This is a genomic window from Cupriavidus numazuensis (assembly GCF_905397435.1).
GTDB lineage: Bacteria > Pseudomonadota > Gammaproteobacteria > Burkholderiales > Burkholderiaceae > Cupriavidus > Cupriavidus numazuensis.
On the sequence record NZ_CAJPVI010000047.1, the window covers coordinates 14,338 to 37,412 of the forward strand.

A 23,075-nucleotide genomic window follows, 5' to 3' on the forward strand; every position below is an offset into this window, starting at 1 on the left:
TGCCCAGTCACGCCTCAAACTTCGGCGCCCGCTTCTCCAGATTCGCCCGTACCGCCTCGCGCTGATTCGGCGATCCGACCAGCTTGTCCTGCTCGACCGATTCCGCGATCAGGATGGCTGCGTTGTCGCCGCCCTCGACCACTTCCATCAGCCGCTTCGCGGCCCGAATGGCATGCGGGTTCTTCTGGGCGACCTGACGTGCAGCCTCCAGCGCTGCGGCGCGCGGATCCTCCACGACCCGCGTAGCCAGGCCAAGCTCGCACGCCTCAGTGCCCGTGACGATACGCCCCGTGTAGACCAGCTCGCGCAGCAGGTCCGGACGCACAAGTCCGCGCGTCAGCACCATACCCGCCATGTCGGGAACCAGACCCCATTTGATCTCCATGACGGAGAGCTTCGTGTCGGCCGTGACGAAGCGCACATCGGCGCCGAGCGCAACCTGCAGTCCGCCACCGAAGGCAACGCCGTGCACGGCGGCGAATACCGGCACCGGCAGCTCGCGCCACACCATGCAAGCGTATTGCGGCCGATTCGAAATGCCATGCACGCGCGCAGCAAGACGACCCGGGCGGATGCCCGGATCGCCGCCCGCGCCGCCGAGCATGCCAGCCATGCTTTCCATGTCCAGACCCGCGCAAAACGCGCGGCCTTCACCCGACAGCACCACCGCGCGCAGGTCCGGCGTCTGCTTCAACTGCTCGCCCGTGGCGATCAATGCGTCGAACATCGCGGGATCGAGCGCGTTCATCTTGTCCGCGCGGTTGAGACGGACATCGGCAACGCCGTCTTCGATGGTCACAATGATGCGGTCGGTGCTGCTGGCGCTCATGCGCGGCTCCTTCTGGGTTCGTACAGTGTTTGGATGGCGCCCGCGCCCAGGTGGCGCGGGCAGTCAGATCTATGCAATGCGTTCGTCCCGCACGGTCGGCAGGACGTAGTTGCGGTAGGCCTCGCGCAGCTTCACCTTGAGCAGCTTGCCGGTGGCGGTGTGCGGCAGTGCATCGACGAACACCACGTCATCGGGCACCCACCAGCGCACCACCTTGCCGGCCAGGAAGGCGAGCAACTCGGCGGATGTGACTTCGTGGTCGGGCCGCTTCACCACGATCAGCAGCGGCCGCTCCTGCCACTTGGGATGCGGCACGCCGATGACGGCTGCCTCGGCCACCGCCGGGTGGCTCATGGTCGCGTTTTCAAGGTCGATCGACGAGATCCACTCGCCGCCCGACTTGATCACATCCTTGGCGCGGTCGACGAGCTGCACATAGCCTTCGGGATCGATATTGGCCACGTCGCCGGTATCGAACCAGCCATCGTTGTCGAGCGCATCGTGCTCGGCCTTGAAGTAGCCCGACGCAATCCACGGCCCGCGTACCTTCAGCTTGCCGAACGCCTGGCCGTCGTGCGGCAGCACTCGGCCTTCATCGTCCTCGATACGCAGTTCCACGCCCCACAGCGCGCGGCCTTGCTTGAGCTTGATCTTGAGCTGCTCGGCTTCGCTGAGGCTCGCGTGCTGCGGCAGCAGCGTGTTGATCACGCCGATAGGGCTGGTCTCGGTCATGCCCCAGCCCTGCATCAGCGTCGCGCCGAATTGCTTCTCGAAGCGCTCGATCATCGCCGCAGGCGCGGCCGATCCGCCCACGCCGGCGATGCGCAGGCTCAGCTCGCGCGGATCGATCTCGGGATGCGCGTCAAGGTACTGGAACAGCATCAGCCACACCGTCGGCACAGCGGTCGAGTAATTTACGCGTTCGTCGCGCAGCAAGCGGTACACGCTTTCGCCGTCGAGATGCTGGGCGGGCAGCACCATCTTTGCGCCGTTCATCGCGCAGGCGTAGGGCAGGCCCCAGGCGTTCGCGTGGAACAGCGGCACGATCATCAGGATGCTGTTTTCAGGGCTCACACCGAAGGTATCGGAGCCGCTCGCCTTCAGGCTGTGCAGCACCGTGGATCGATGCGAATACAGCACGCCTTTAGGATTGCCCGTGGTGCCCGACGTGTAGCACAGCGACGACGCGGTGCGCTCGTCGAACTGCGGCCATTCGTAGTCCTCGCTGCTGTCGGCAAGCAGGTCTTCGTAGCAGACCAGATTGGGAATGCCGGCACTGGCCAGCGCGGCCATGTGTTCGGGATCGGTCATCGCCACGTAGTGCCGCACTGTCTTCAACTGCGGCGCCAGCTTGGCCACCAGCGGCGCAAAGCAGCTGTCGAAGCACAGCACGCTGTCTTCGGCATGGTTGATGATGTATTCGATCTGCTCGGGAAACAGCCGCGGATTGACCGTATGCAGCACGGCGCCCGAACCCGAGACGCCGAAGTACATCTCCAGGTGCCGGTGGGTGTTCCACGCCAGCGTGCCGATGCGGTCGCCTTCGCTGAGACCCAGCTTCGCGAGCGCGTTGGCGAGCCGCTTCGCGCGGCGGTGCACTTCATCGTAATTGGTACGCACCGTGCCGCCTTCCACGGTGCGCGAGATGATCTCCTGTTGCGGGTGGTACGCCGCTGCGTATTCGATCAGCGATGAAATCAACAACGGACGGTCTTGCATGAGGCCCAGCATGATGCGTCTCCCTGTGTTGTTCTCGTGATGCCCCGGGATGGCCATCCCGGGGGTGCTGCAAACGGCGACGATGCGATCAGCGGCCCTTGAACTGCGGCGGACGCTTGGCGACGAATGCGGCCACGCCTTCGCGGAAGTCCTCGCTGCGGCATGCACGCGACTGCTGCGATGCCTCCAGCTCGAGCTGCGCCGCCAGGTCATTGCCGGAGCTCGCGTTGAGCGCTTCCTTGATCAGGCCGTAGGCGAAGGTCGGCATGTTGGCAAGGTGACTCGCCATCTTGCTGGCCTCGGCCTGCAGCGCGTCGTCGGCGTGGACCTTCCACACCAGACCGATACGCTGCGCCTCTTCCGCGTCGATCTTCTCGGCGAGGATGGCCAGCGCACGGGCGCGCATTTCGCCCGCATAGCGCGGCACGAAGTACGTGCTGCCAGCGTCCGGCACCAGGCCGATCTTCGAGAAGGCCTGCAGGAACGAGGCGGATTTGCCCGCCAGCACCACGTCGGCCGCGAGCGCGAGGCTCATGCCGGCGCCGGCGGCAACGCCGTTCACGGCGCTGATCACCGGCTTGGGCATCTGGCGCAGCGCCAGCACGATCGGGTGATAGCGTTCGCGCAGCAGCGTGCCGGAATCGGCCATCTCGCCACTGGCGTTCTGGCGCGCGCCAAGGTCGGCGCCCGACGAGAAACCACGTCCGGCGCCGGTCAGCACGACGGCGCGCACCGATTCGTCGGCGGCGGCACGGTCCACGGCCGCGCGCAGTTCGCGCAGCAGTTCCGCGTTGAGCGCGTTCAGGACTTCGGGGCGGTTCAGGGTGATGGTGGCCACGCCTTCACTGGCGTGGTAGAGGACAGGGGAAGTCATCGCGGTGTTTTCCTTCGGGTGATCGTGGGGGTTATTTCGTCTTCAGGGCATCGGCCGACGCATCGCCGAGCTTGCTGCCGCCGTCGCAATCGAGGATGGTGCCGGTCACGTAGCGCGCGTTGTCGCAGCTCAGGTACAGCGCCGCATCGGCAATGTCCTGCTTGGTGCCGTAGTCGCGCAGCGGCAGGCGGCCCTTGTAGCGCGCCTCCATCTCTGGCGTGGGCGCCAGGCGCGCCATGCCTTCGGTATCGGCGATCGGGCCGGGCGAGATGCCATTCACGCGCACGCCGGCCGGGCCCCACTCCATCGCCAGGCACTTCACGAGCATGTTGATGCCGGCCTTGGCCGCGCACGCGTGTGCCTGGAACATCATCGGGTTCACGCCCTGCGGCGCGGTGATGGCAATCAGCGAGGCGCCGGGCTTGTTCAGGTAATCGAACGACGCGCGGAACACGTTGAAGGTGCCGATCAGGTCGATATCGACCACGGTCTTGAAGCCGTTGGCCGACATGCCGACCACGGGCGCCAGGAAGTTGCCGGCCGCGCCCGAGATGACGACGTCGATCGGGCCAAGCGTGTCGCGCGCCTGTTTCAGCGCAGCCTCCACCGCGGCGTAGTCGCGCACGTCGGCGGCCATGCCGATGGCGGTGCCGCCGGCTTCGGTGATGGTGGCGGCAGCGGCCGCCACGCGCTCGGGGTCGCGGCTGATCAGCGCGAGCTTCGCGCCGGCGCGCGCAAAGCCTTGCGCGATGCCAAGGTTGATGCCGGACGAGCCGCCGGCGACAAAGACGGTCTTGCCGGCGAGCGCGTCAGGGCGGAATGCACTGGACATGGAATTCCCTCTGTGGATTGGGTGAGCGAGACAAGGCACCGGCTTGCGCAGGGGCACGCCGGCGGTTCACGTAAAGGGAGCAGGGGAAGCAGGGCCAGGTTCAGCGCGATGTGCGCGTAGTCAGCCAGGCGTTGCGGCAGGGGTCGGCGTGGGCGAAAACGTGCATGGGTGTCTCCTGTCTGTAGTTATCGCGGCTCGGGCCTGCGACATGCTAACCCGAAGACGGATTCGATTCATGTCCGCCTGCGCAATGCCGCGCCGCAGCAGCGGAAATTATGTGGCGCGGCCGGGCGGGGCGGCAACCGGCAAAGACAGTCTTCCAAAAAGAAAAAGCCCGCACACCGTTGCGGTGGGCGGGCGGCCTGCCAGGAGGAATCAGTCAGGCACAGTGCCCGTGAAGTGCGCCCCCGCGTCTTCACGAGCGGGGTCAATATTGCATCGGCGACCCCGCAAGCGCTTTGACCGGGGTCAAGCGGCGATGCCGCTACGCCAGCAGCGCTGCAACCAGGTCCTTGCCGCGCGCTGCCGGCGCGTTTTCCTCGAAATGCAGGGCGGCCTCGACGTGGCTGAGGTGGTCGACCATCAGCGCCACCGCGCGCTCCACGTCGCCCGCGCGGGCAGCCTCGATAAACTCGCGGTGTTCGTCGGACGAGCACGCCGCATCGCGCCGCGACTGGTACAGCATGGTGATGACCGCGCTGCGCGCCGACAGCTCGCGCATCATCTCGGTCAGCACGCTGTTGCCGACCACTTCGGCCAGCACGATGTGGAAATCGCCGAGCAGCCGCGTACGGGTCTGGGCATCGACACCTTCGATCGACTTGCGCTCGGAGGACAGGTGCTTGTCGATGCGCTTGTAGTCGGCAGGCTTTGCCTTGGCGACGAACTCGCGCGCGAGCGCCGCCTCCAGGATGCGGCGCACCGCGAAGACTTCGCGCGCTTCCTCGGCGCTCGGCTTGGCGACGAAGGCGCCCTTGTCCGGCACGATCTGGATGACCTTGTCCTTGGACAGCATCAACAGCGCCGCGCGCACCTTGGTGCGGCTTACGCGGTAGACGCTGGCCAGGGCTTCCTCCCGCAGCTTGGTGCCCGGAGGCAGCCGGTGCGAGACGATCGCCGCGACGATGTCATCGGCAATCGCTTCGGCGGTCATGTCGGGATCGATATGCTCGGGCATGGCTTGCTTGGGCGCAGGGCCTGCGCGTTTGGGGAAATGCCGAGATTCTAGCGCCCCGCCGCGGGGGACGGCACCGGCGCCGCATTGTGGGCCGCATCGGCCATCGGCAGGCCTTCGTCCAACTCGGTGGCCGGCACCACGCCGTTGAGCACGTCCCGCGCGCGGTCGCGGTCGATATCCTTCTCCCAGGCGGCCACAACGACCGTGGCGACGCAGTTGCCGATCAGGTTGCCCAGCGCGCGGGCAATGCCGATGAACCAGTCCACCGACAGCACCAGCACCAGACCGATCGCCGGGATGGCCGGGTGCGCCGACAGCGTCGCCGCCAGGATCACGATGGCCGAGCCCGGAATGCCGTGCGCGCCCTTGGAGGTGACCAGCGCCACCGCCAGGATGCCGAGCAGGTCGCCCATGGCCAGCGGCGTGTTGGTAGCCTGCGCGATGAACACGGCGGCCAGCGTCAGGTAGATCGAGAACGCGTCAAGGTTGAACGAGTAGCCGGTCGGGATCACGAGGCCGACCACGGACTTCTTGATGCCCATGAATTCCAGCTTCTTCATCACCTGCGGCAAAACGCTGTCCGACGAAGCGGTGCCCAGTACCACGAGCAATTCGGCGCGCAGGTAGCGGATCAGCTTGATCACGGAGAAGCCGCACAGGCGCATGATCGTGCCCAGCACCACCAGCACGAACACTGTCACGGCACCGTAGAACAGAATTACCAGGAAACCGAGCTGCTTGAGCGAGCCGATGCCGTACTTGCCGACGGTAAAGGCCACTGCACCCAGCACGCCCAGCGGTGCGAGCTTGATGATGAAACCCATCATCTTGAACAGCGTGTGCGAGAAGGTGTCGATCAGGCTTACCAGCGGCTTGGCCTTTTCACCGACCAGCGACAGCGCGCAGCCGAACAGCACCGAGATCAGCAGCACCTGCAACACGTCGCCGCTGGCGAAGGCACCCATGATCGTATTGGGAATCAGCTTGAGCAGGAAATCGGCCGTGCCCTCGCTCTTCACCTTGGTGGCGTTCTCGATATAGCCGGAGATGGCCGATGCATCGAGCGAGCGCGGATCCACGTTCATGCCCGTGCCCGGGTGAAAGACATAGGCCAGCAGGATGCCGAGCGCCAGCGCGATGGTGGTGACGATCTCGAAGTACACCACCGCCTTGATGCCGACGCGGCCGACCTTCTTGAGCTCGCCCGCGCCGCAGATACCGGCCACGACCACGCAGAACACGATGGGGCCGATCAGCATTTTGACCAGCTTGATGAATGCATCGCCAAGCGGCTTGAGCTTGGCGGCAAATTCGGGGAACAGCATGCCGAGCGCCGTGCCGATCACGAGGGCGATCAGCACCTGGCCGAACAGCGACCGGGTAAAGCGGGTGTGGAGGCGGCCACCAGGGGCGGGGCGCGACTGGACTGCGTGCTGCATGGTTGTCTCCGTACCGGGTCGTTGCCTGGCCTGTCGCCGGGCCGCCCGTTTTGATTCAGGAATGCCTGCCGCCCGGTGCTGCGCTGGCTATTTGGGCTGCCGGCCTTGCCATTCAGGGTGCGTGTCCGAGTCACCGGCACATCACCTTCGCGGACTGCCCCCCTGTTGGGGCGGAATCCACGCAATCCGTTGTCCGGACCGGATTGTCCGCAGCGGATTGTCTGAACGTGGAACCGAATATAGTGCATATCATTTTTGTATGCAATTTTTGAATTCACTGTGCTACCATGAATCGCACAGAATAGAGCTTCGGCCCATGGGGTGACTGCCCCGACTGGCACCTCGCCAGCCAAGCGTGCCGCGGCTTCAAGCCCTTCCAGCAGGAGACAACGCATGGCAGCAAACCTGTCGCCGTCCGCAGACATCGGCACGCGCATCATGACCTGGGCCGACGCCCTGGCCGTTCACACCGAGCAGCCCGGCTTGCTCACCCGCACTTACCTGACCGAGGCACACCACGGCGCGGCCGCACAGCTGACCGAATGGATGCAGGCCGCCGGCATGACCGTGCGCCGTGACGCCGCCGGCAACGTGATCGGCCGCTATGAAGGCACGGAGCCGGGTGCTCCGGCACTGCTGACGGGATCGCATTTCGACACCGTGCGCGACGCCGGCCGCTTTGACGGCAACCTCGGCGTGATCCTGCCGGTCGCTTGCGTGGCGGAATGGAACCGCCAGGGCAAGCGTTTCCCGTTCGCGATCGAGGTGGTCGGCTTCGCGGAAGAAGAGGGCGTGCGTTTCAAGGCGACGCTGCTGGGTAGCCGCGCCATTGCCGGCACCTTCGACAACAACGTGCTCGACAACGTCGACGACAGCGGCAAGACCATGCGCGAAGTGATGGCCGCGGCCGGTTTCGACCCGGCCGGCCTGCCCGCCGCCGCGCATGACCCGAAGAAGGTGGTGGCCTTCATCGAAGTCCATATCGAACAGGGCCCGGTGCTGCTCAACGAAGGCCTGCCGGTCGGCGTGGTGACCGCGATCTCGGGCGCGACCCGCTTCGTCATCGAACTCGAAGGCCTGGCCGGCCACGCCGGCACGGTGCCGATGGACATGCGCCGCGACGCGGCCATGGCGGGTGCCGAAATCGGCCTTTACATCGAAAAGCGCTGCGGCGGCAAGCCGGGCCTGGTGGGCACCGTGGGCCAGTTCAACGTGCCGAACGGCGCGACTAATACGGTGCCGGGCCGCGCGGTGTTCTCGATCGACATCCGCGCCGGCGAGGACGCCGAGCGCGAAGCCGCCGTCAACGACGTGCTGGCCGAAATCGAACGCGTGTGCGCACGCCGCAACGTGCGTGCGCAGGTGCGCAAGACGCACGAAGCCAAGAGTGTTCCCTGCGCCTCGTGGCTGCAGGAGCAATGGGCCGCCGCCGTCGCCCGCCAGGGCGTGCCGGTGCGCCACCTTCCCTCCGGCGCCGGCCATGACTCCATGGCCATTGCCGCGATTGCCGACGTCGCGATGCTGTTCGTGCGCTGCGGCAACGGCGGCATCAGCCACCATCCGACCGAAACCATGACCGCCGAGGACGCCGAACTGTCCGCGCGCGTGTTCAGCGATTTCGTCGAGCACTTCCAGCGGCAGCAATAAGACTGTCCCCCGAACGCTTCCTGTTACTAAGATTCCCAGAAAACAAGCCATGACCGCACGAGACAATATGAACCCGATCGAAACCACGCTGACGACGTTCATCGACCAGCATCGCCCGCAACAGGAAGCTTTCCTGGCGGAGCTGGTCAAGGTGCCCTCCGACAACCCGGCGGGCGACTGCGATGCCCACGGCAAGCGCGCCAAGGAACTGCTGGAAGGTCTGGGCTTCACCGTCGAAGCGCACAAGGTGCCTGAAGCGCAGGTGAAGGCCGCCGGCATGATCAGCGCGACCAACCTGGTCGTGCGCAAGCAATTCGGCACGGGCGGCCCGGTCATCGCCATGAACGCCCACGGCGACGTGGTGCCTCCGGGCCTGGGCTGGACCAAGGACCCGTACGGCGGCGAGATTGCGGACAGCGAGCACGGCCCGGTCATGTACGGCCGCGGCGTGGCGGTGTCGAAGTCGGACTTCGCCACGTACACCTACGCCGTGCTGGCGCTGATGGAAGCCGAAAAGCAGGGCGCGAAGATCAACGGCGCGGTCGAGCTGCAGTTCACCTATGACGAGGAAACCGGCGGCGACATCGGTCCCAAGTTCCTGCTCGACAACAACCTCAGCAAGGCCGACTACGCGATCTCGGCGGGCTTCTCGTATGGCATCACGTCGTCGCACAACGGCTGCCTGCACGTCGAAGTGACGGTCAAGGGCAAGCAAGGCCACGCCGCCATGCCGCACACCGGCGTCGACGCTATCGAAGCCGCCACGCACATCCTGCAAGCCATCTACGGCCTGCGCGCCGAGCTGGCCACGCGCAAGTCCAAGGTGCCGGGCATCGACACCGCCACGCTGAACGTTGGCCTGATCAAGGGCGGCATCAACACCAACGTGGTGCCGGACCTGGTGACCTTCCGCGTCGACCGCCGCATGATCCCCGAGGAAATCGGCTTCGACGCCGAAGGCGAAATCCGCGCCGTGGTGGAAAAGGCCGCGAAGGACCGTCCGGGCATCGAAGTGAAGGTCGAGCGCATCATCCTGGCCGAGCCGCTGTCGGAACTGCCGGGCGTGGAAAAGCTGATCGGCGCGCTGAAGAGCCGTGCCGAGTCGGTGTTTGGCGTGGAGATCCCGGTGCAAGGCGTGCCGCTGTACACGGACGCGCGCCACTACACCAAGCGTGGCATCCCGACGGTGCTGTACGGCGCCGGCCCGCGCACGCTGATGGAAGCACGCGGCCACAACTCGGACGAGAACCTGCGCCTCAATGACCTGAACCGCGCGACCAAAGTGGTGGCGCTGGCGCTGTCGGATCTGATGGCTTAAGCCTTCGGCGTCTCGCCGTACAGATCAAGGGCCCGCAGCAATGCGGGCCTTTTCTTTTGCGGGCGTCACTCCGTCTCGACGGCCAGCGCTACCAGCCAGCGCCGGACAACCTGCTCGTCGGCCTCTGTGAGTCCCGTGCGCAGGCGCGCCTCGTTCTCCTGCGCGCGCTCCCGGCATTGCGCGAGCAGCGTCTTGCCTGCCTCCGTCAGTGCGATGTTTTGGATGCGGCCATGCACCGGATGCGGCTGGCGTTCGATGACGCCGGCCTTGTCCAGGTTGCCGATGATCACGCTGACTGTCTGCGGCGTCAGCACCGCGAGCCGCGCGAGATCGGCGTTCGACACGCCCGGGTACGCGCCGATCATCGTCATCACCACGAACTGCGGCGGCGTCACGCCGAGATCCGCGAGTGCTCGCTCCATACGCAGGCGATTCGCGGCGCCGGCCTGGCGGAGCAGGTAGCCCAAATAACCGCTTTCCCCGCGTTTGCCTTCGCCGGGCGCTGGAATGGGTACGCCTTCCGCCCCCGAATTCCCTGCCGCCGATACGGTCTTGTCCTTGGTCTTGCGCATGATGTCAGTGCTCTTATATTATGTTCGTGCTCTGATATTATCACTTCCAACGGAGGACCCAATGGCGAACACCCTGGCACGCATGGAATACCAGCAATTCACCCAGACCGCTCCCGCCGTCTATGCCGCGCTGGCTGCGCTCAGCAAGGCCGTGACCGACTCCGGGCTGGACAAAGCGCTGGTAGAGCTCGTCAAGCTGCGCGTCTCGCAGATCAACGGCTGCGCGTTCTGCCTGCAGTTCCACTTGAACATCATCCGCAAGCTCGATGTCGATCCGCGCAAGCTCGACCTGCTCGCGGCATGGCGTGACGCCGGCGTGTTCAGCGACCGCGAGCAGGCCGCGCTGGCCTGGGCCGAAGCACTGACCGATCTGTCAGGCGATGGACCCGGGGATGCCGCTTACGCGCAGGTCCGGGAACAGTTCTCTGAACAGGAACTTGCGTTCCTCGGCACGGCGATCGCCAGCATCAACTTCTGGAACCGTATCGCCGTGGGCTACCGGTTCACGCCGCCGACGTCCGACACTGGAGTTGCAAGATGAATATGCCAATCGCAAAAGTTAGCGAAGATATTCGTTACGTTGATGATTCCGTCGATGTGGCGGCCTGCTTTGGCTTGATGCGCCAGCTTCGTCCTCATCTAACAGACGTGAACGAATTTATCGTTCGCTGGCGCCGCCAGCAGGCGGCCGGCTACCGGCTCATGGCCGCGTGGGACCAGGATCGTCCGGTCGCATTGGCGGGCTTCCGCGTGCAGGACAACCTGGTCCACGGCGTGCACTTCTACGTCGATGACCTTGTCACCGATGAGTCCGCGCGCAGTGGTGGGTACGGTGCCCGGCTGATGGATCGGCTCAAAAATGAGGCACGTGCGCTCGGTTGCACCAAGCTGGTGCTCGATACGCCGCTCACCAACGTGCTTGGCCACCGCTTCTATTACCGCAACGGCCTGCTGGCGTCGGCGCTGCGTTTCAACATCGTTCTGGATTGATCATGCCCAAGCTCCTTTACCTGAGCGTCAGTCCGCGCGCCGAAAACTCCCATAGCCGGCAGGCCGGCGCTCGCATGATCGCGTGGCTGGAACGCCGGCACGGGCCCCTGACCGTGATCGATCGCGACCTTGCCGCTGACCCGGTGCCTCATATCGACGGCGCCATGGCCCGCGCAAGCCTGATGCCGGCTGCGGACCGCGGTCCCGCCGAGCTTGCCGCACTGGCGTTGTCCGAGACGCTGATTGGTGAACTGGAGGCGGCAGATATCGTGCTGATCTCGACGCCGATGCACAACTTCACGGTGCCGTCCGCACTCAAGGCCTGGATCGACCACGTGGTGCGGCCCAACCGGACCTTCCGCAGCACGCCTGCCGGCAAGGCCGGCCTGCTGGTGGACCGCCCGGTGCTGGCCGTGGTGTCGTGTGGCGGACCATTCCATGACGGGCCGGGCAGCCAGCGCGACATGATGACGCCTTACCTGCAGTATGTATTCGGCTCGGTCGGCATCACGCAGGTCGAAGTCGTGCGCATGGAGAATATGGCCCGCGGCGCAGACTTTGTCACACGGGGCTTCGATCGACTCGCCGCGTGGACGGGGAGCCTGGCGCTCCGGGCGGCCTGACGGACGACTGCCGGGACGACTGGCAGACTATTCGGGCAGCGTCCCGTTGCCAGCGCCAAGCGGCCGCTGCATCAGTACCGTATCGATCCACTGTCCGTGCTTGAAGCCGACCGCTTCGAGCCGGCCGACCGTGCGGAAACCAAGCCGCTCATGCACGGCGAGCGAGCCAGCACCTTCGCCGCTGGCGGTGCAGGCGACCACCGCGACCATCTGCCGCCACGGCCCGGTCTCGCAGCGCGCGATCAGCGCTTCCAGCAGGGTTCGCCCCAGACCTTCGCCTACACAGCGGTGATCAATATAGATGGAGTCCTCGATGGCGTACCGGTAAGCGCTGCGGGCGCGGTATGACGAGGCATAGGCGTAACCGAGCACCTCACCGTCGCGCTCCGCGACCAGGTACGGCAATCCCTTGCGCAGGACTTCGGCCATGCGCAACTGCATATCGTCCACGTCGGGCGGGGTTTCCTCGAACGAGGCGCGGCCGTGCAGTACGTGGTGGGCGTAGATTGCCTGGATGGCCGACACGTCGGCAGGACCGGCATTGCGGAGGGTGAAGGGTTTGCGTGGCTGGTCGGCTCGCGCCGCAGTCGGGGAAATCGTCATGGGAATCGGTGTCGCCGCCATGGCTGGCAATCGTAGAGTGCGAGGCATTCAGCACAATGCGTGCCGGCATCGGGCGGCAGGCTTGCACAGCGCTGGTGCACGTATATAGTGCGTGATTATTCGACAAGAAGGATATCTGCCATGATCACCATCTATCACAACCCTCGCTGCTCGAAATCGCGCGAAACGCTGGCCCTGGTCGAGGCCGCTGGTGAGCGCCTCGGTGAACCGGTAGAGATCGTGGAGTATCTGAAGTCGCCACCTTCGCTGTCGACGCTGCGGCAGTTGCAGACCATGCTCGGGGTGTCGGCGCGGGAAATGATGCGGGATAACGAGGCGGCTTATCAGGAATTGGATCTGGCCGATCCGGGGCTGACGGATGCCGAGCTGCTGGCGGCGGTCGCCGACAATCCTATCTTGCTGCAGCGGCCGGTGGTGGTGCGGAATCGGAGGGCGGCTATTGGGAGGCCGCCGGAGAAGGTGGTTAGTTTGTTGGGGTGATTTGGGTTGGGATGCCCTTCGGAGCTGGCGTTCTTAGCGGACGCCTCGTTTCCCGGTCGCGTCCCTGACTTTTGTCTGGGCGAGCGACAACAAGACGGAATTCGCTGTGGGCATCGCCAGCCGTGCCAGCGTGACTACGCTACCGCGCTCCGATGTAGCCAGCCGCAACGCCTTGCAGGCGGCTAGCGGCTAGGTAGGAATGAGAAATATTGGCCCGTAATGAATCACAGGCTGCCTGGCATTGCTGGGCGCCGCCAGACCGGCGAGGGCTCGTCCAAATAGAACCCCAGAGGCTGCCTAAACGTTACCTTGGCAGCAAATCCTCTTACAGGGTCAGCGAAAGGCGGGCACACGGCTCTACTCGCCGCCTCAATCGCAGCAGCATCCAGCAACGGCCAGCCCGAAGATGCGGCAATTTCCGTGGACACAATACTTCCCTTATCGTCCACTGTAATTCGCAGCGTTACAGTACCTTGTTGTCCCTGCCGGCGAGCTACCGCTGGGTACGAGATTGACTTGAATTCGCAACGCCACCCTACTCGTCCTTTATCCGAAAATGCGTGGGTGGGAGTATAAACATCCGGCGATTCACAACCATGCAGCACAAAGCTCGCTACGGCGACGATGATAGCCCTTAATATACTCAACATTCTTGTCACAAAATCAATGCCAAAATGGGCGAAAACAAAATCGCCGACGCGTGCCGCCGGCATATCGTTCAAAATCAATTTAAGTAGTGAAATTCCTCAACGTACAATTCGCCGATCACCGTCCTTCCTGCGGGCAAATCTCCCTCCGCGGGAAAATAATAGGTCACTTCACCGCTCGGCCGGTAAGTATATGGTTGACTAGGGGTGCCACCATTGGGGACAGATACCCAATGAGGAAGACTGTCGCTCAGATTGCCATTTGACGCGTAAAACGGCGCTCCACCGGAAAACCCTATGGGCGTAAAATATGCAATCAACCCCGGTTTCACTTGCAAGCCGATATACGCTAGACCTGAATCGACAGTACCACCCTTGTAGACATAATCGGTTGGCTGCGTGGGCGACCGTGGGTCGTGGAAATTTTGAACGTGGAGATGGCCAGTTTGGTCAACAAAATTCTGCTTTGCGAGTCCGGAAAACGGGTCAGTTCCATTGTACATTGAATCGGCATAGTGTCCTGCACCGTCCGTCCACCAGGTACGAAAGTGGCCGTTCTCCGTCCAGTATTTGGTTGTTACGAAGCTATTAGGATCTGCACTCGCATGCCACGCAGTTGTCGCCACACTTCCCGACGAATCGTAGGTCTTTTCCAAGAATTTTCCGTTCTCGATAACTTGACTATAAGTTAGGGGGGATGCCAGCGATTCGTTTTGATGAACATTCGAGCCGATGTAATGACCGGTCGAGTCATAAATATATTCACTCATGCGGCCATCGATCTTTTCACAGCCCCAAGTCAGGGGAGAGCTCAGCAAGTCTGTCTGATGGATAAAGGTACCGCTCCAGTGCCCTTCGGCATCGTATTTGTATTCATTGATTCTTCCATCGGACTTTTGACATCCCCAAACCAAAGGCGAAGAAAGCGATTCACCCTGATGAACGAAGGTGCCACTCCAATGGCCGGTCGCATCGTAGAGATATTCATTCATCTTGCCACCGGATTTCTCACAACCCCAGATCAAGTGCGAATTTAGTGAATCAGACTGATGTATGTAGGTGGCCTTCCAATTGCCGTTGCCATCGTAGTTATACTCGTTCATCTTGCCATCCACCCTCTCGCATCCTGATACTAACGGAGAGGCGAACGAATCGGTCTGATGAATGAAGGTTGCACTCCAGTTGCCGCTGGTATCGTAGCAATACTCGTGCATCCGGCCATCAACTTTCTCGCAGCCGGAAATTAGCTGGGAACTCAGCGAATCAGTCTGATGCAGATAAGTCCCCACCCAATTTCCGTTGCTATCGTAGACATATTCGCTGACTTTGCCTTCAGCTTTTTCCCACACCCAGACCAAAGGCGAGTTCAATGATGTGCTTTGATGCACATAGCTGGAAATCTCATGACCGTCAATGTCGTAGTAGCTTTCAATGAGTCTACCGTTGTCGAATTGACGAGAGAAGCTCACACTGGAATTCCTGTCTCCGAAATGCACGTCCTCGCGAAGGCAGGCGCCGAGCACATCGTAGTAGTATTCCGAGAAGATGCCATTTTTGATAATGGTTTCAGTTATCTGGTCAGTGCTGGTATCACGACTGGCCGAGACCGTCACCTTTCCCAGGATGCCAATATCGACAATTTCGATACTTCCTACTTTTAGGCCGGAAGGTGAGAGGCCATGTTCAATATTCCACTTCCCAACGGAGGTCGCGGTTAATCCCAAATCGCTGAGAATGTGAGCAATGCGTTGTGGGTCGGACGAAATTGATTTGACCATTGAATCGGCTTGAGCGATCTCTTCGGAGTTCAGGGACGCGGCAACCCAATTTCCGAGATCATCCACTTTCCATCCCTTGGAAGACGCCACCAGAGCAAAGGCTCCGGCACCGATTCCGACGAGCGTTAGACCGACAACCACGGGAGTGGATGCAATTGCAGCGGGAATCACCGCAAAACCAAGCACCGCGCTAATAGCGGCCTCCCCCGCGCCAAGGGTCGCCACTGTGCCAGCCATATTCGCGACAAGCGATGAAATATCTGCTAAGTTCACCGAACTCACAGAACCACTCGCATTGTAGCTGTTTAGAATATTGGAGATGCTGTAAGCAGCTCCGGCTGCACTGAGTGCTGCGCCGAGACTTGGAATTGAGGCCCTTGGGATGTCGGTGGACGCAATGGAGACTACAGACTGCGCAGCTTGTCCCACACCAATAACAGTTGCCGTAAGGTTCTTTGGATCGGTGAGCGCACTAGCGGCCGAAACGCCTGCTGATGTTTGAGCCAAAAATACAGTAAGACCATTTATTGGAACCGCCATTTAATTCTCCATTGCAAAAGTACCTCATATTGAAAAACGACAGTGAGGGGCGCATCAATTGCAACGAAATTTTTTATTTTCGGAATCTTTCCATTTCTTGCACTCGAACGCAAAGACGCGCAAAATCAAATATATTGGGAAAGCATTCATCAGCAAAGCCACCCAAAGCATCGCTCTTTTAATCCATTGAGCGTCTCGTGCTGATTTTTCGTACTCGATTCCTTTCTTGTAACAGTCGAGCTCCCAAATTCGTTGCGGCATTTCAATAATCGACCACTTGACATCAGAAACACCTATTCGTGCGCTGCACCCCAAGAACGATTCATAATTGGTGACTTGCTCATCAGAGAGCTCCGGTCGACCTCGCGCAAGTCCCGATAAATTTCCGTAGAAATCAAATCCGTGAATTGATCCATCACTCAACTTCAATGTCATATGTGGCGATTTTTTTCTCACCGATATCACGTCACCGGACAACCAGCGCAGATTTTCCCTTTTTGGTACAGAATTGACATATTCAAGCAAGGTCGGATAGCCAAGAATGGGGAAGATGATTGAGAGAATCCATATGGTTCCCTTGAAGGATCTAAGGATTACTCCAACACGTTCGGAAAAATTCGAAGAATACATATGATCGCCGAATGATTACTGGTATCCCGCTGGCGAGCGTAATCCAATTGTCTAACTGCCCGGATTAGCCGATGCATAGGCGTGGGACCTGAAAAATTGCTCCGCATGAGCCAACTTCCATTCAGTGTTCCCGCATCGAACGATTGATTCCCTGCAAGATAGGATCGAGGAGATAGGTCAGCGCACTGCGCGCCCGCGTGGTGATGAAGACTTCGGCGCCCATGCCCGGTGCTAGCGCCACGGGCTCGCCGCTTACCGCGCGAGCGTGAGCAAGAGAAGCTGGTTCAACGGAAGTGCGCACTAGGTAATACGCCTCGCGTGTTATGTTGTCCTCCAGACGATCGGCACCAATGTAGATAACCCGCCCATCGATTCGCGGCACCTTGCGAGTCGAGTAAGCGGTAAGGTGGAGGCTCGCGGCTTGATTCAAGGTGACATCGGCGATCTGTTCTGGATGAACGTGCGCCTCTACCACAAGCGGTTGATTGCGAGGCACTATTTCCAGCACAGGAGCACCCGGCGCAATCACTGCTCCTGGCGTCTTTACCTTCAGGTTGATCACCACTCCCTCTACGGGCGCCCGAAGAGTTTGCTTGAGCTCCGCGTCCTTGAGAGGGCGCCTGTCCTCTTCAAGCCTGAGAAGTTGAGCATTTGCTTCCCTGAGCTCTTCATTAGCCTGCTTCGCATAATCGGCCTCCAGCGTGGCGCGGCGGAGACGTATATCTTCGCGGCGCTGCCTGGCGCGGACCGTTTCGGCCTCATAGTTGGTTTGCTGTATCTGGCTTTGCAGATGTTCCTTTTCCAACTGCGCCACACGCATTTCTGAGATGAACCCCCTTTCCCGAAGGCTCCGGTTCAATGCTTCCTCCCGCTTGGTTATCTGGCGAACGCCATTGGAGCTCGCCTCCAGCTTGTATAGAGTGCGGAGTTCCTTATCGATCTCCCCTTCCTGCTGCGCAAGGATATGTCGTTGCCCGATGAGAGCATGGCGTCGTGCCTGAAACACGCCGGTTTCCAAACTGACCAGTTCCCTCATCCTCTGCGTCCCAGCTTGGGGAAATTCGACGGTATCGGCCAGCTTGGCTTCCGCCTCCAGGCGCAAGCGCTTCATCCGGAGCGCTTCCAGCGCAATATCGATGCCCTCAAGAGAAGCGGAAACGTGCTCATCGCCAAGAACAATTAGCGGAGCGCCTATGGCAACGGTATCGCCTTCCGTCACCACAATCCGATGAACCGTACCACCGGTTACATGCTGGACCTCCTTACGATCGCCGGCCACCTTGACAGTCCCTTGCGCCACAACCGCGCCATTCAGTGGGGCAAGCGCCAACCATGCAGCGGAAGCCAGACCGCACCCAAGAATGGAGATCCCGCCAATCCAGTGTCCTGTCCTTGCAAGTGCAGGCAATGCCTCAACCGGCTGCGACATCATTGCGCTCCGGGTACGCTAGGCGCGCCAACCGAACGCAGCGGATGTACGCGACTTGCCACTATTGGCGGCGAAATTGGCATGGGCGGTGCTTGCAGCTGCGACTCACGTAGCACGGTGCCGCCGCGCAGGTGCGCGAGCTGTGAGGCATCCACGGGGAACGGCGACTCAATTGCGCAGATGACGACAGCCATACCGCTATCCAACATTCGCTCGATCGCAAGCTGCAAGCGTGTGCGCCACGCTTCATCCAAGCGCGTGGCCGGTTCGTCAAGCACGATAAGCTTTGGGGCCCAATACACGCTACGCGCGAGCTCAATAAAGCGAGTTTCGGCATAGGTCAAATGGTGGCCGTCGGATCCAATCGGCGTTTCATAACCGAGCGGCAGGCTCAGAATCCACTCATGGATGCCGACCATTTTTGCGGCACACTCTAGGGCTTGCTGTGCCGGGCGCTGCGCCCCACCATGCATGGTCCTACCGATGTTCTGGGCAATGGTGCCACTGAAGATTGCGGCATCCTGCGCCAACAGGCCAATGCCATTCCCACCGACCCGGTCGACCGTGTACGTACTCTTCGCATCGAGGGTGACAGCACCACGATGGGGGCGATACATACCCGATAGCAGTCGGGCAAGCGTTGTCTTGCCACTCCCACTGGCTCCGCGAATGATCAACAACTCACCACCCGCAAGCCTAAATGATGCTTGCATTAGCACTGGGCACGAGGTATTCGGATAGCCGAAGCCCAGAGCGTCCACGATCAAATCCGCCGTGGCCGGGGTCATCGGCTTGGTGTCTTCATTTGGCTGTTGAAGCCATGCATGTAGGCGCAGGAATGCCGTTAGCCCGTTGCTAATGGATTGCCAGGATGCGGCCAACGGTTGCAATGGCTGCAACACCTTACCAAGGAGCAAGGTGGCTGCGAGCATGATGCCCCCGCTGGCATGGCTGTTGATCACCAGAATGGCTCCGGCCGTGAGCATGGCGGTCTGCAGCCCACCCATGACCGCCTTCGAAGCGAGCCGATAGAACGAAAGCGATATCACCAGGGCTGTTCCCGCAAGCTGCTCCCGAAGTCGCAAAGCGCTATGCGCAGCAACCAGTTCTCGCGTGCCGCCCATCTGCAGCAGCGTAATCGCGTGCAACTGAAGCTCCCGATCTGCCCGCTCTGCCAGCGCTTGGGACTCGCTTGCCGCTTCCATTTTCCGTGCGACTAGGCGCTTATCGAGATAAGCGACCAAGACCATGAGAAAAAGGCCGCCGAGCGCCACTAAACCGAGACGGGCGTCGAATGCAAAGACCACTAACAGGAAAAAAAGGCCCCAAGGGGCATCCAGTAGCAACGGTAAGCCAGGCCCCGACAGAAACGCCTCCGCCGTCCGCATATCGTTCGGCAACGCAGCGCCGGTCGCTGATTGTCCGCCGGCCAGGGACAACAACAGATATTTATCACTGTGGCTACGGCACGCCACCCCAAAGTGCAACGCCGTATCAGCGAGAATGAGTCCGCGCGCGTACTCAAGACCAAACGACAGGAGATAGGCCAAGATGCTAATAAACACCAGCATCCACAGCGTTTCGATACTACGGCTGCTTAGAACACGATCATAGACTTGCAGCAAGAACAGCGAAGGCACAAGTGCCGCCAGATTGCCGAACACGCTGAAGATGACCACAAGCCCAAGCGGCCATTGCAAATCAATGCCCGCAACCTTGCTAATGCTAGTGTTGCGCCGATTCATGTGACGCTGTCAGGAGAAGGGAAAACACCGGTTATGAAGTAAACAGGCGGGAGGCACATAGAAAACTCCGGCAACTAGATTTTTGAATGCAATTTCTACCCTCAAAAATATCCTAATGACCCCACCGGGCTCAATCGAATGATTTCGAAAAATCGCAAAACTTCGATTCAGCGCAATTTGCGCAGGATGATGCTAGCGGGTTCGGCGCAAAGGAATTGGCGCATGGGTCTGACCACGGAGCAACTGATAATGGACGATGTCGGAAACAACGCAGGGCTTCGCACGCGGCACAAGAACTTGGGTACGATGCCGAGATAGGGCTTCGGAAGGTGATCCGTGGGACACCAACGGACCAAAAATCAAAACCGGCCTCCACCAAAGGCAGAGGCCGGCCCGGTCAGCAAAACCAGATAGCTTCAGATTGAGTCGTCTTAAGGAACACCCAACCAGTGCATAGCTTCCTGACCGAAAGCGATAGCCGCCAGCACGACCAGCAGCACGACCAACGTAACCGTACTCACATACAGCGTCGCCTTGGCGACTTCGGCATCTTCATCCGAGGTGTGTCGATGGGTGATTGGTGAAGCATTGCGCGCGGCGGGATGCGGCCAATGGATCCGGCCGGCCAGTTCCCTCAAATGCAGGTCGGTAGGAATACGCATGATCAACACCTCCTCGGCGGGAGCCGCGCAGGCCGGGCAACGCGATGGCGCAGGCAGATGGCGTGATTGCGCTGGTCCGCGAATCGCAAGTCGTCAGGTTTCACCCGGTGCCGCCACCTGCATCTTTACTATAGGCGGCTTGCCGGCAGATGCCAGCCCACGCACATGCGGCGGAAACAGCGGCTCACTCCGTCACCGGCGGAGGTGAAGGTTCGCTTGCGTCGGAGACCTCGCCAGCAGCCAGCCTGGCTTCACGCGCCCGGAGTTCCGCGAGCATGTTGCAGAACAGGGCGCCTTGTTCCAGCGCATCGTCGAGCGCCACGTGGGTGTGGGGAAGCGGATCTTTCCAGGCGTCCGGAAACGCCGGCTTGACGGTCTTGCGGTATGGCAGGCCGGTCAGCGCGAAGCCCAGCGTCTTGACGTCGAGCGCGGCCCAGCCGAACGGCGAGCGGCCGACGAAGCGCATCATGTACCAGAACATCCACGTGAAATCGAAGCCGGCCGGGAACGCCACGAACACGGGCTTGCCGGGCAGGCTCTCGACCCACTCGACGTAGCGGACCATCGCTTCCTCGGGCCGCTGCAGGTCGCGCCGGCAGGCGGTCCAGGCTTCAGGCTGCGTTTCCCACCATTGCATCTGGACCGGATGGCCAACCGCGCCGGGCAAGGTCTCCAGGTTGGCCGAGAATGTGCCGACCACGGTCTTGTCGGCGAGCATGGCGGCCGATGCAAACGAGAGCATCGAATGCGGGCCGGGGATCGGTCCGTCAGCCTCGATGTCGGTGCTGACGTAGATCTCCGGGCGGGTGTCGGGAGCTTGCCGCTTGGCCATGGCGCTTGCGGGAGCGGCCTGTGGATCAGGCTGCGTCGATGAGGTGATCGGCCACGAACGGGTTGCTACGACGCTCATCGCCGAATGTGGATACCGGGCCGTGGCCCGGGATGAACGTCACGTCCTCGCCCAGCGGCCACAGGCGCGTGCGGATCGAGCGGACCAGGTCCGCATGATTGCCGCGCGGGAAATCCGTGCGGCCGATCGAGCCGGCAAACAGCACGTCGCCGACCACGGCGAGCCGGTTGGCGCGCGAGAAGAACACCACGTGGCCGGGCGTGTGGCCGGGGCAGTGGTAGACCTCGAGCGTCTCGCCGCCGAACTGGACCGTATCACCGTCCTGCAACCAGCGATTGGGCTCGAACACCTCGGCCTGGCCGAAGCCGAAGCGGCGCGTTTGCTCGGGAAGCTGGTCGATCCAGAAGCGTTCGTCCTCGTGCGGGCCTTCGATCGGGATGCCGAGCTGGCGCGACAGCGCCGCGGCGCCCGCACAATGATCGACGTGGCCATGCGTGAGGAAGATCTTTTCCAGCGTCACGCCCTGTTCCTTCACGGCCTCCAGGATACGGTCCAGGTCGCCGCCGGGATCGCAGACGGCGGCCTTGCCGGTGTGCTCGTCGATCAGCAGCGAACAGTTTTGCTGGAAGGGCGTGACGGGGATCAGCAGGGCTTTCATGGGTGTCTTTTCGTGGGCCGCGACAGGCTCGGTCGCATGCGGCAGGTTGTGCCGGCATTGTAGCGCCGGCAGGCGGAAGGGCCGCCGGCGAGATCTAAAAGCGCCTCTTAAATCACCACACTCAGAAAATATTGTGTCGGCCGCAATCCCTTGCCAGGCGGTGGATTGCGGCGAATTGAGGGGCCATTCGTGCGAGATCGCACATAATTCGTAACAAAATCAATGCTATAGCCGGAACAGTACGATGTTAGACTCGCGCGATGAACTGGATTCTGCCGATCTTCTCCGGCTGGCAGCGGCTGGCAAAACTGGGCACATGCACGGCATGTGCCGCGGTTCTGGCCGCCTGTGCGACGCCGCCCGAGGGCGGCAGTTCTGCCGATGCCGGGACCTCTGGCGCGGTGCCGACCAAGGCTGCCCGCGCGCCCAAAATTGCCAAGGCCGACAAGCCCGATACCGGCAGCTGGAACCTGTTTGGCCTCGATCAGGACGACAGCAGCCTGAGCGGCCGTTCGCTCGACGGCCTGCGCGCCGACATGGGCTCGTTCGAGCAACGCGGCATGGCGTCCTGGTACGGCAAGGGCTTCCATGGCCGCAAGACCGCCAACGGTGAACGCTTTGACATGCGCGCGATGACCGCGGCGCATCCGTCGCTGCCGCTCGACAGCTGGGTGCTCGTGCGCAACCTGCGCAACAACAAGGTGGCCGTGCTGCGCATCAACGACCGCGGTCCGTACCACGGTAACCGCGTGCTCGACGTGTCCTATGGCGCCGCCCGCCGCCTGGGCTTTGTCGACCACGGCGCCACGCAGGTCGAAATCCGGCGCTTGTCGCGCACGGAAGTCGCCGCGCTGGGCCCGCAGTTTGACGCAGGTGGCAATGAAGCCGGCGATGGCGCTGGCGATGACGACGTCGCTGTGCCGGAACTGGCCAACTCGTTGGCACCGACCAAGGGCAAGTCGTCCGCGAAGGCCAGGTCTACGGCCAAGCGCAAGCGCCACTGATGCGGCGC

The 23,075-nt window shown here is 61.9% G+C and carries 23 protein-coding genes; 7 read left to right on the plus strand and 16 right to left on the minus strand.

Annotated elements, in window-relative coordinates; all coding sequences use genetic code 11:
• Nucleotides 1–7: 7 nt before the first annotated feature.
• The 6 genes from KHO41_RS29830 to KHO41_RS29855 all read right to left on the minus strand — a co-directional run bounded on the left by KHO41_RS29830 (nucleotide 8) and on the right by KHO41_RS29855 (nucleotide 6,870).
• A complete protein-coding gene (locus KHO41_RS29830; RefSeq protein WP_211956846.1) occupies nucleotides 8–829 on the minus strand; it encodes a crotonase/enoyl-CoA hydratase family protein in 822 nt (273 codons plus the stop codon).
• 69 nt (nucleotides 830–898) lie between these two features.
• Nucleotides 899–2,560 carry a long-chain-fatty-acid--CoA ligase gene (locus KHO41_RS29835; RefSeq protein WP_211956847.1) on the minus strand — a complete coding sequence of 554 codons (1,662 nt, stop codon included), beginning with the start codon at nucleotides 2,558–2,560 and terminating at the stop codon, nucleotides 899–901.
• A gap of 76 nt (nucleotides 2,561–2,636) precedes the next feature.
• Nucleotides 2,637–3,422 (minus strand): enoyl-CoA hydratase-related protein, encoded by a 786-nt coding sequence (locus tag KHO41_RS29840; RefSeq protein WP_211956848.1) that lies wholly within the window; start codon nucleotides 3,420–3,422, stop codon nucleotides 2,637–2,639.
• A gap of 31 nt (nucleotides 3,423–3,453) precedes the next feature.
• Nucleotides 3,454–4,254 (minus strand): SDR family oxidoreductase, encoded by an 801-nt coding sequence (locus KHO41_RS29845; protein WP_211956849.1) that lies wholly within the window; start codon nucleotides 4,252–4,254, stop codon nucleotides 3,454–3,456.
• Nucleotides 4,255–4,738: 484 nt separating this feature from the next.
• On the minus strand, nucleotides 4,739–5,431 hold the full coding sequence (locus KHO41_RS29850; RefSeq protein ID WP_211956850.1) for a GntR family transcriptional regulator: 693 nt from the start codon (nucleotides 5,429–5,431) through the stop codon (nucleotides 4,739–4,741).
• A 47-nt stretch (nucleotides 5,432–5,478) separates the two neighbouring features.
• Complete coding sequence (locus KHO41_RS29855) at nucleotides 5,479–6,870, minus strand: C4-dicarboxylate transporter DctA (protein WP_211956851.1); 1,392 nt, start codon at nucleotides 6,868–6,870, stop codon at nucleotides 5,479–5,481.
• 393 nt (nucleotides 6,871–7,263) lie between these two features.
• On the opposite strand from KHO41_RS29855, the gene KHO41_RS29860 reads away from it, so the two are divergent.
• Complete coding sequence (locus KHO41_RS29860) at nucleotides 7,264–8,517, plus strand: allantoate amidohydrolase (RefSeq protein WP_211956852.1); 1,254 nt, start codon at nucleotides 7,264–7,266, stop codon at nucleotides 8,515–8,517.
• 49 nt (nucleotides 8,518–8,566) lie between these two features.
• Nucleotides 8,567–9,835 carry a M20/M25/M40 family metallo-hydrolase gene (locus KHO41_RS29865; RefSeq protein WP_011299405.1) on the plus strand — a complete coding sequence of 423 codons (1,269 nt, stop codon included), beginning with the start codon at nucleotides 8,567–8,569 and terminating at the stop codon, nucleotides 9,833–9,835.
• A 65-nt stretch (nucleotides 9,836–9,900) separates the two neighbouring features.
• Here the strand turns inward: KHO41_RS29865 and KHO41_RS29870 are convergent, their stop codons facing one another.
• A complete protein-coding gene (locus KHO41_RS29870) occupies nucleotides 9,901–10,407 on the minus strand; it encodes a MarR family winged helix-turn-helix transcriptional regulator (RefSeq protein ID WP_211956853.1) in 507 nt (168 codons plus the stop codon).
• Between the two features lie 61 nt (nucleotides 10,408–10,468).
• Between KHO41_RS29870 and KHO41_RS29875 the strand changes: the two genes are divergently transcribed.
• From KHO41_RS29875 to KHO41_RS29885, 3 genes are read left to right on the plus strand one after another with little or no spacing between them, the layout of a single operon-like run.
• Nucleotides 10,469–10,948, plus strand: coding sequence for a carboxymuconolactone decarboxylase family protein (locus KHO41_RS29875; protein WP_211956854.1), 480 nt, complete (start codon nucleotides 10,469–10,471; stop codon nucleotides 10,946–10,948).
• A 2-nt stretch (nucleotides 10,949–10,950) separates the two neighbouring features.
• The gene (locus KHO41_RS29880; protein WP_376989839.1) at nucleotides 10,951–11,397 is read left to right on the plus strand and encodes a GNAT family N-acetyltransferase; all 447 of its coding nucleotides are present in this window, start codon (nucleotides 10,951–10,953) and stop codon (nucleotides 11,395–11,397) included.
• Nucleotides 11,398–11,399: 2 nt separating this feature from the next.
• Complete coding sequence (locus tag KHO41_RS29885) at nucleotides 11,400–12,020, plus strand: FMN-dependent NADH-azoreductase (protein WP_211956856.1); 621 nt, start codon at nucleotides 11,400–11,402, stop codon at nucleotides 12,018–12,020.
• Nucleotides 12,021–12,047: 27 nt separating this feature from the next.
• Here KHO41_RS29885 and KHO41_RS29890 read toward each other — a convergent pair whose 3' ends face one another.
• Nucleotides 12,048–12,623: a GNAT family N-acetyltransferase gene (locus KHO41_RS29890; RefSeq protein WP_244874098.1), complete on the minus strand. Its 576-nt coding sequence runs from the start codon at nucleotides 12,621–12,623 to the stop codon at nucleotides 12,048–12,050.
• A gap of 141 nt (nucleotides 12,624–12,764) precedes the next feature.
• On the opposite strand from KHO41_RS29890, the gene arsC reads away from it, so the two are divergent.
• Complete coding sequence (gene arsC, locus KHO41_RS29895) at nucleotides 12,765–13,124, plus strand: arsenate reductase (glutaredoxin) (protein WP_211956858.1); 360 nt, start codon at nucleotides 12,765–12,767, stop codon at nucleotides 13,122–13,124.
• A 224-nt stretch (nucleotides 13,125–13,348) separates the two neighbouring features.
• Here the strand turns inward: arsC and KHO41_RS29900 are convergent, their stop codons facing one another.
• The 8 genes from KHO41_RS29900 to KHO41_RS29935 all read right to left on the minus strand — a co-directional run bounded on the left by KHO41_RS29900 (nucleotide 13,349) and on the right by KHO41_RS29935 (nucleotide 22,063).
• Nucleotides 13,349–13,852 (minus strand): energy transducer TonB, encoded by a 504-nt coding sequence (locus KHO41_RS29900; protein WP_211956859.1) that lies wholly within the window; start codon nucleotides 13,850–13,852, stop codon nucleotides 13,349–13,351.
• Nucleotides 13,849–16,089: a hypothetical protein gene (locus tag KHO41_RS29905; protein ID WP_211956860.1), complete on the minus strand. Its 2,241-nt coding sequence runs from the start codon at nucleotides 16,087–16,089 to the stop codon at nucleotides 13,849–13,851. The genes KHO41_RS29900 and KHO41_RS29905 overlap by 4 nt, the downstream gene beginning before the upstream one ends.
• 54 nt (nucleotides 16,090–16,143) lie before the next feature.
• On the minus strand, nucleotides 16,144–16,719 hold the full coding sequence (locus KHO41_RS29910; protein WP_211956861.1) for a hypothetical protein: 576 nt from the start codon (nucleotides 16,717–16,719) through the stop codon (nucleotides 16,144–16,146).
• 121 nt (nucleotides 16,720–16,840) lie between these two features.
• On the minus strand, nucleotides 16,841–18,151 hold the full coding sequence (locus KHO41_RS29915; RefSeq protein ID WP_211956862.1) for an HlyD family type I secretion periplasmic adaptor subunit: 1,311 nt from the start codon (nucleotides 18,149–18,151) through the stop codon (nucleotides 16,841–16,843).
• Nucleotides 18,148–19,893 (minus strand): ATP-binding cassette domain-containing protein, encoded by a 1,746-nt coding sequence (locus tag KHO41_RS29920; protein ID WP_211956863.1) that lies wholly within the window; start codon nucleotides 19,891–19,893, stop codon nucleotides 18,148–18,150. The genes KHO41_RS29915 and KHO41_RS29920 overlap by 4 nt, the downstream gene beginning before the upstream one ends.
• Before the next feature lie 431 nt (nucleotides 19,894–20,324).
• The gene (locus KHO41_RS29925) at nucleotides 20,325–20,555 is read right to left on the minus strand and encodes a hypothetical protein (protein ID WP_211956864.1); all 231 of its coding nucleotides are present in this window, start codon (nucleotides 20,553–20,555) and stop codon (nucleotides 20,325–20,327) included.
• A gap of 184 nt (nucleotides 20,556–20,739) precedes the next feature.
• Nucleotides 20,740–21,387: an exonuclease gene (locus tag KHO41_RS29930; protein ID WP_211956865.1), complete on the minus strand. Its 648-nt coding sequence runs from the start codon at nucleotides 21,385–21,387 to the stop codon at nucleotides 20,740–20,742.
• 25 nt (nucleotides 21,388–21,412) lie between these two features.
• Nucleotides 21,413–22,063, minus strand: coding sequence for an MBL fold metallo-hydrolase (locus KHO41_RS29935; RefSeq protein WP_211956866.1), 651 nt, complete (start codon nucleotides 22,061–22,063; stop codon nucleotides 21,413–21,415).
• Nucleotides 22,064–22,323: 260 nt separating this feature from the next.
• On the opposite strand from KHO41_RS29935, the gene KHO41_RS29940 reads away from it, so the two are divergent.
• Entirely contained in the window at nucleotides 22,324–23,067 is a 744-nt protein-coding gene (locus tag KHO41_RS29940) for a septal ring lytic transglycosylase RlpA family protein (RefSeq protein WP_211956867.1), read from the plus strand.
• The last annotated feature ends 8 nt before the right edge of the window (nucleotides 23,068–23,075 follow it).

Coding starts and splice junctions, on each gene's coding strand:
- KHO41_RS29915 (WP_211956862.1), bottom strand. CDS start 18,151: ATGATGTCGCAGCCGGTTGAGGCATTGCCTGCACTTGCAAGGACAGGA.
- KHO41_RS29930 (WP_211956865.1), bottom strand. CDS start 21,387: ATGGCCAAGCGGCAAGCTCCCGACACCCGCCCGGAGATCTACGTCAGC.
- KHO41_RS29940 (WP_211956867.1), top strand. CDS start 22,324: ATGAACTGGATTCTGCCGATCTTCTCCGGCTGGCAGCGGCTGGCAAAA.
- KHO41_RS29890 (WP_244874098.1), bottom strand. CDS start 12,623: ATGACGATTTCCCCGACTGCGGCGCGAGCCGACCAGCCACGCAAACCC.
- KHO41_RS29830 (WP_211956846.1), bottom strand. CDS start 829: ATGAGCGCCAGCAGCACCGACCGCATCATTGTGACCATCGAAGACGGC.
- KHO41_RS29910 (WP_211956861.1), bottom strand. CDS start 16,719: ATGTATTCTTCGAATTTTTCCGAACGTGTTGGAGTAATCCTTAGATCC.
- KHO41_RS29935 (WP_211956866.1), bottom strand. CDS start 22,063: ATGAAAGCCCTGCTGATCCCCGTCACGCCCTTCCAGCAAAACTGTTCG.
- KHO41_RS29855 (WP_211956851.1), bottom strand. CDS start 6,870: ATGCAGCACGCAGTCCAGTCGCGCCCCGCCCCTGGTGGCCGCCTCCAC.
- KHO41_RS29885 (WP_211956856.1), top strand. CDS start 11,400: ATGCCCAAGCTCCTTTACCTGAGCGTCAGTCCGCGCGCCGAAAACTCC.
- KHO41_RS29905 (WP_211956860.1), bottom strand. CDS start 16,089: ATGGCGGTTCCAATAAATGGTCTTACTGTATTTTTGGCTCAAACATCA.
- KHO41_RS29865 (WP_011299405.1), top strand. CDS start 8,567: ATGACCGCACGAGACAATATGAACCCGATCGAAACCACGCTGACGACG.
- KHO41_RS29875 (WP_211956854.1), top strand. CDS start 10,469: ATGGCGAACACCCTGGCACGCATGGAATACCAGCAATTCACCCAGACC.
- KHO41_RS29845 (WP_211956849.1), bottom strand. CDS start 4,254: ATGTCCAGTGCATTCCGCCCTGACGCGCTCGCCGGCAAGACCGTCTTT.
- KHO41_RS29925 (WP_211956864.1), bottom strand. CDS start 20,555: ATGCGTATTCCTACCGACCTGCATTTGAGGGAACTGGCCGGCCGGATC.
- KHO41_RS29840 (WP_211956848.1), bottom strand. CDS start 3,422: ATGACTTCCCCTGTCCTCTACCACGCCAGTGAAGGCGTGGCCACCATC.
- arsC (WP_211956858.1), top strand. CDS start 12,765: ATGATCACCATCTATCACAACCCTCGCTGCTCGAAATCGCGCGAAACG.
- KHO41_RS29835 (WP_211956847.1), bottom strand. CDS start 2,560: ATGCTGGGCCTCATGCAAGACCGTCCGTTGTTGATTTCATCGCTGATC.
- KHO41_RS29850 (WP_211956850.1), bottom strand. CDS start 5,431: ATGCCCGAGCATATCGATCCCGACATGACCGCCGAAGCGATTGCCGAT.
- KHO41_RS29880 (WP_376989839.1), top strand. CDS start 10,951: ATGCCAATCGCAAAAGTTAGCGAAGATATTCGTTACGTTGATGATTCC.
- KHO41_RS29920 (WP_211956863.1), bottom strand. CDS start 19,893: ATGAATCGGCGCAACACTAGCATTAGCAAGGTTGCGGGCATTGATTTG.
- KHO41_RS29870 (WP_211956853.1), bottom strand. CDS start 10,407: ATGCGCAAGACCAAGGACAAGACCGTATCGGCGGCAGGGAATTCGGGG.
- KHO41_RS29860 (WP_211956852.1), top strand. CDS start 7,264: ATGGCAGCAAACCTGTCGCCGTCCGCAGACATCGGCACGCGCATCATG.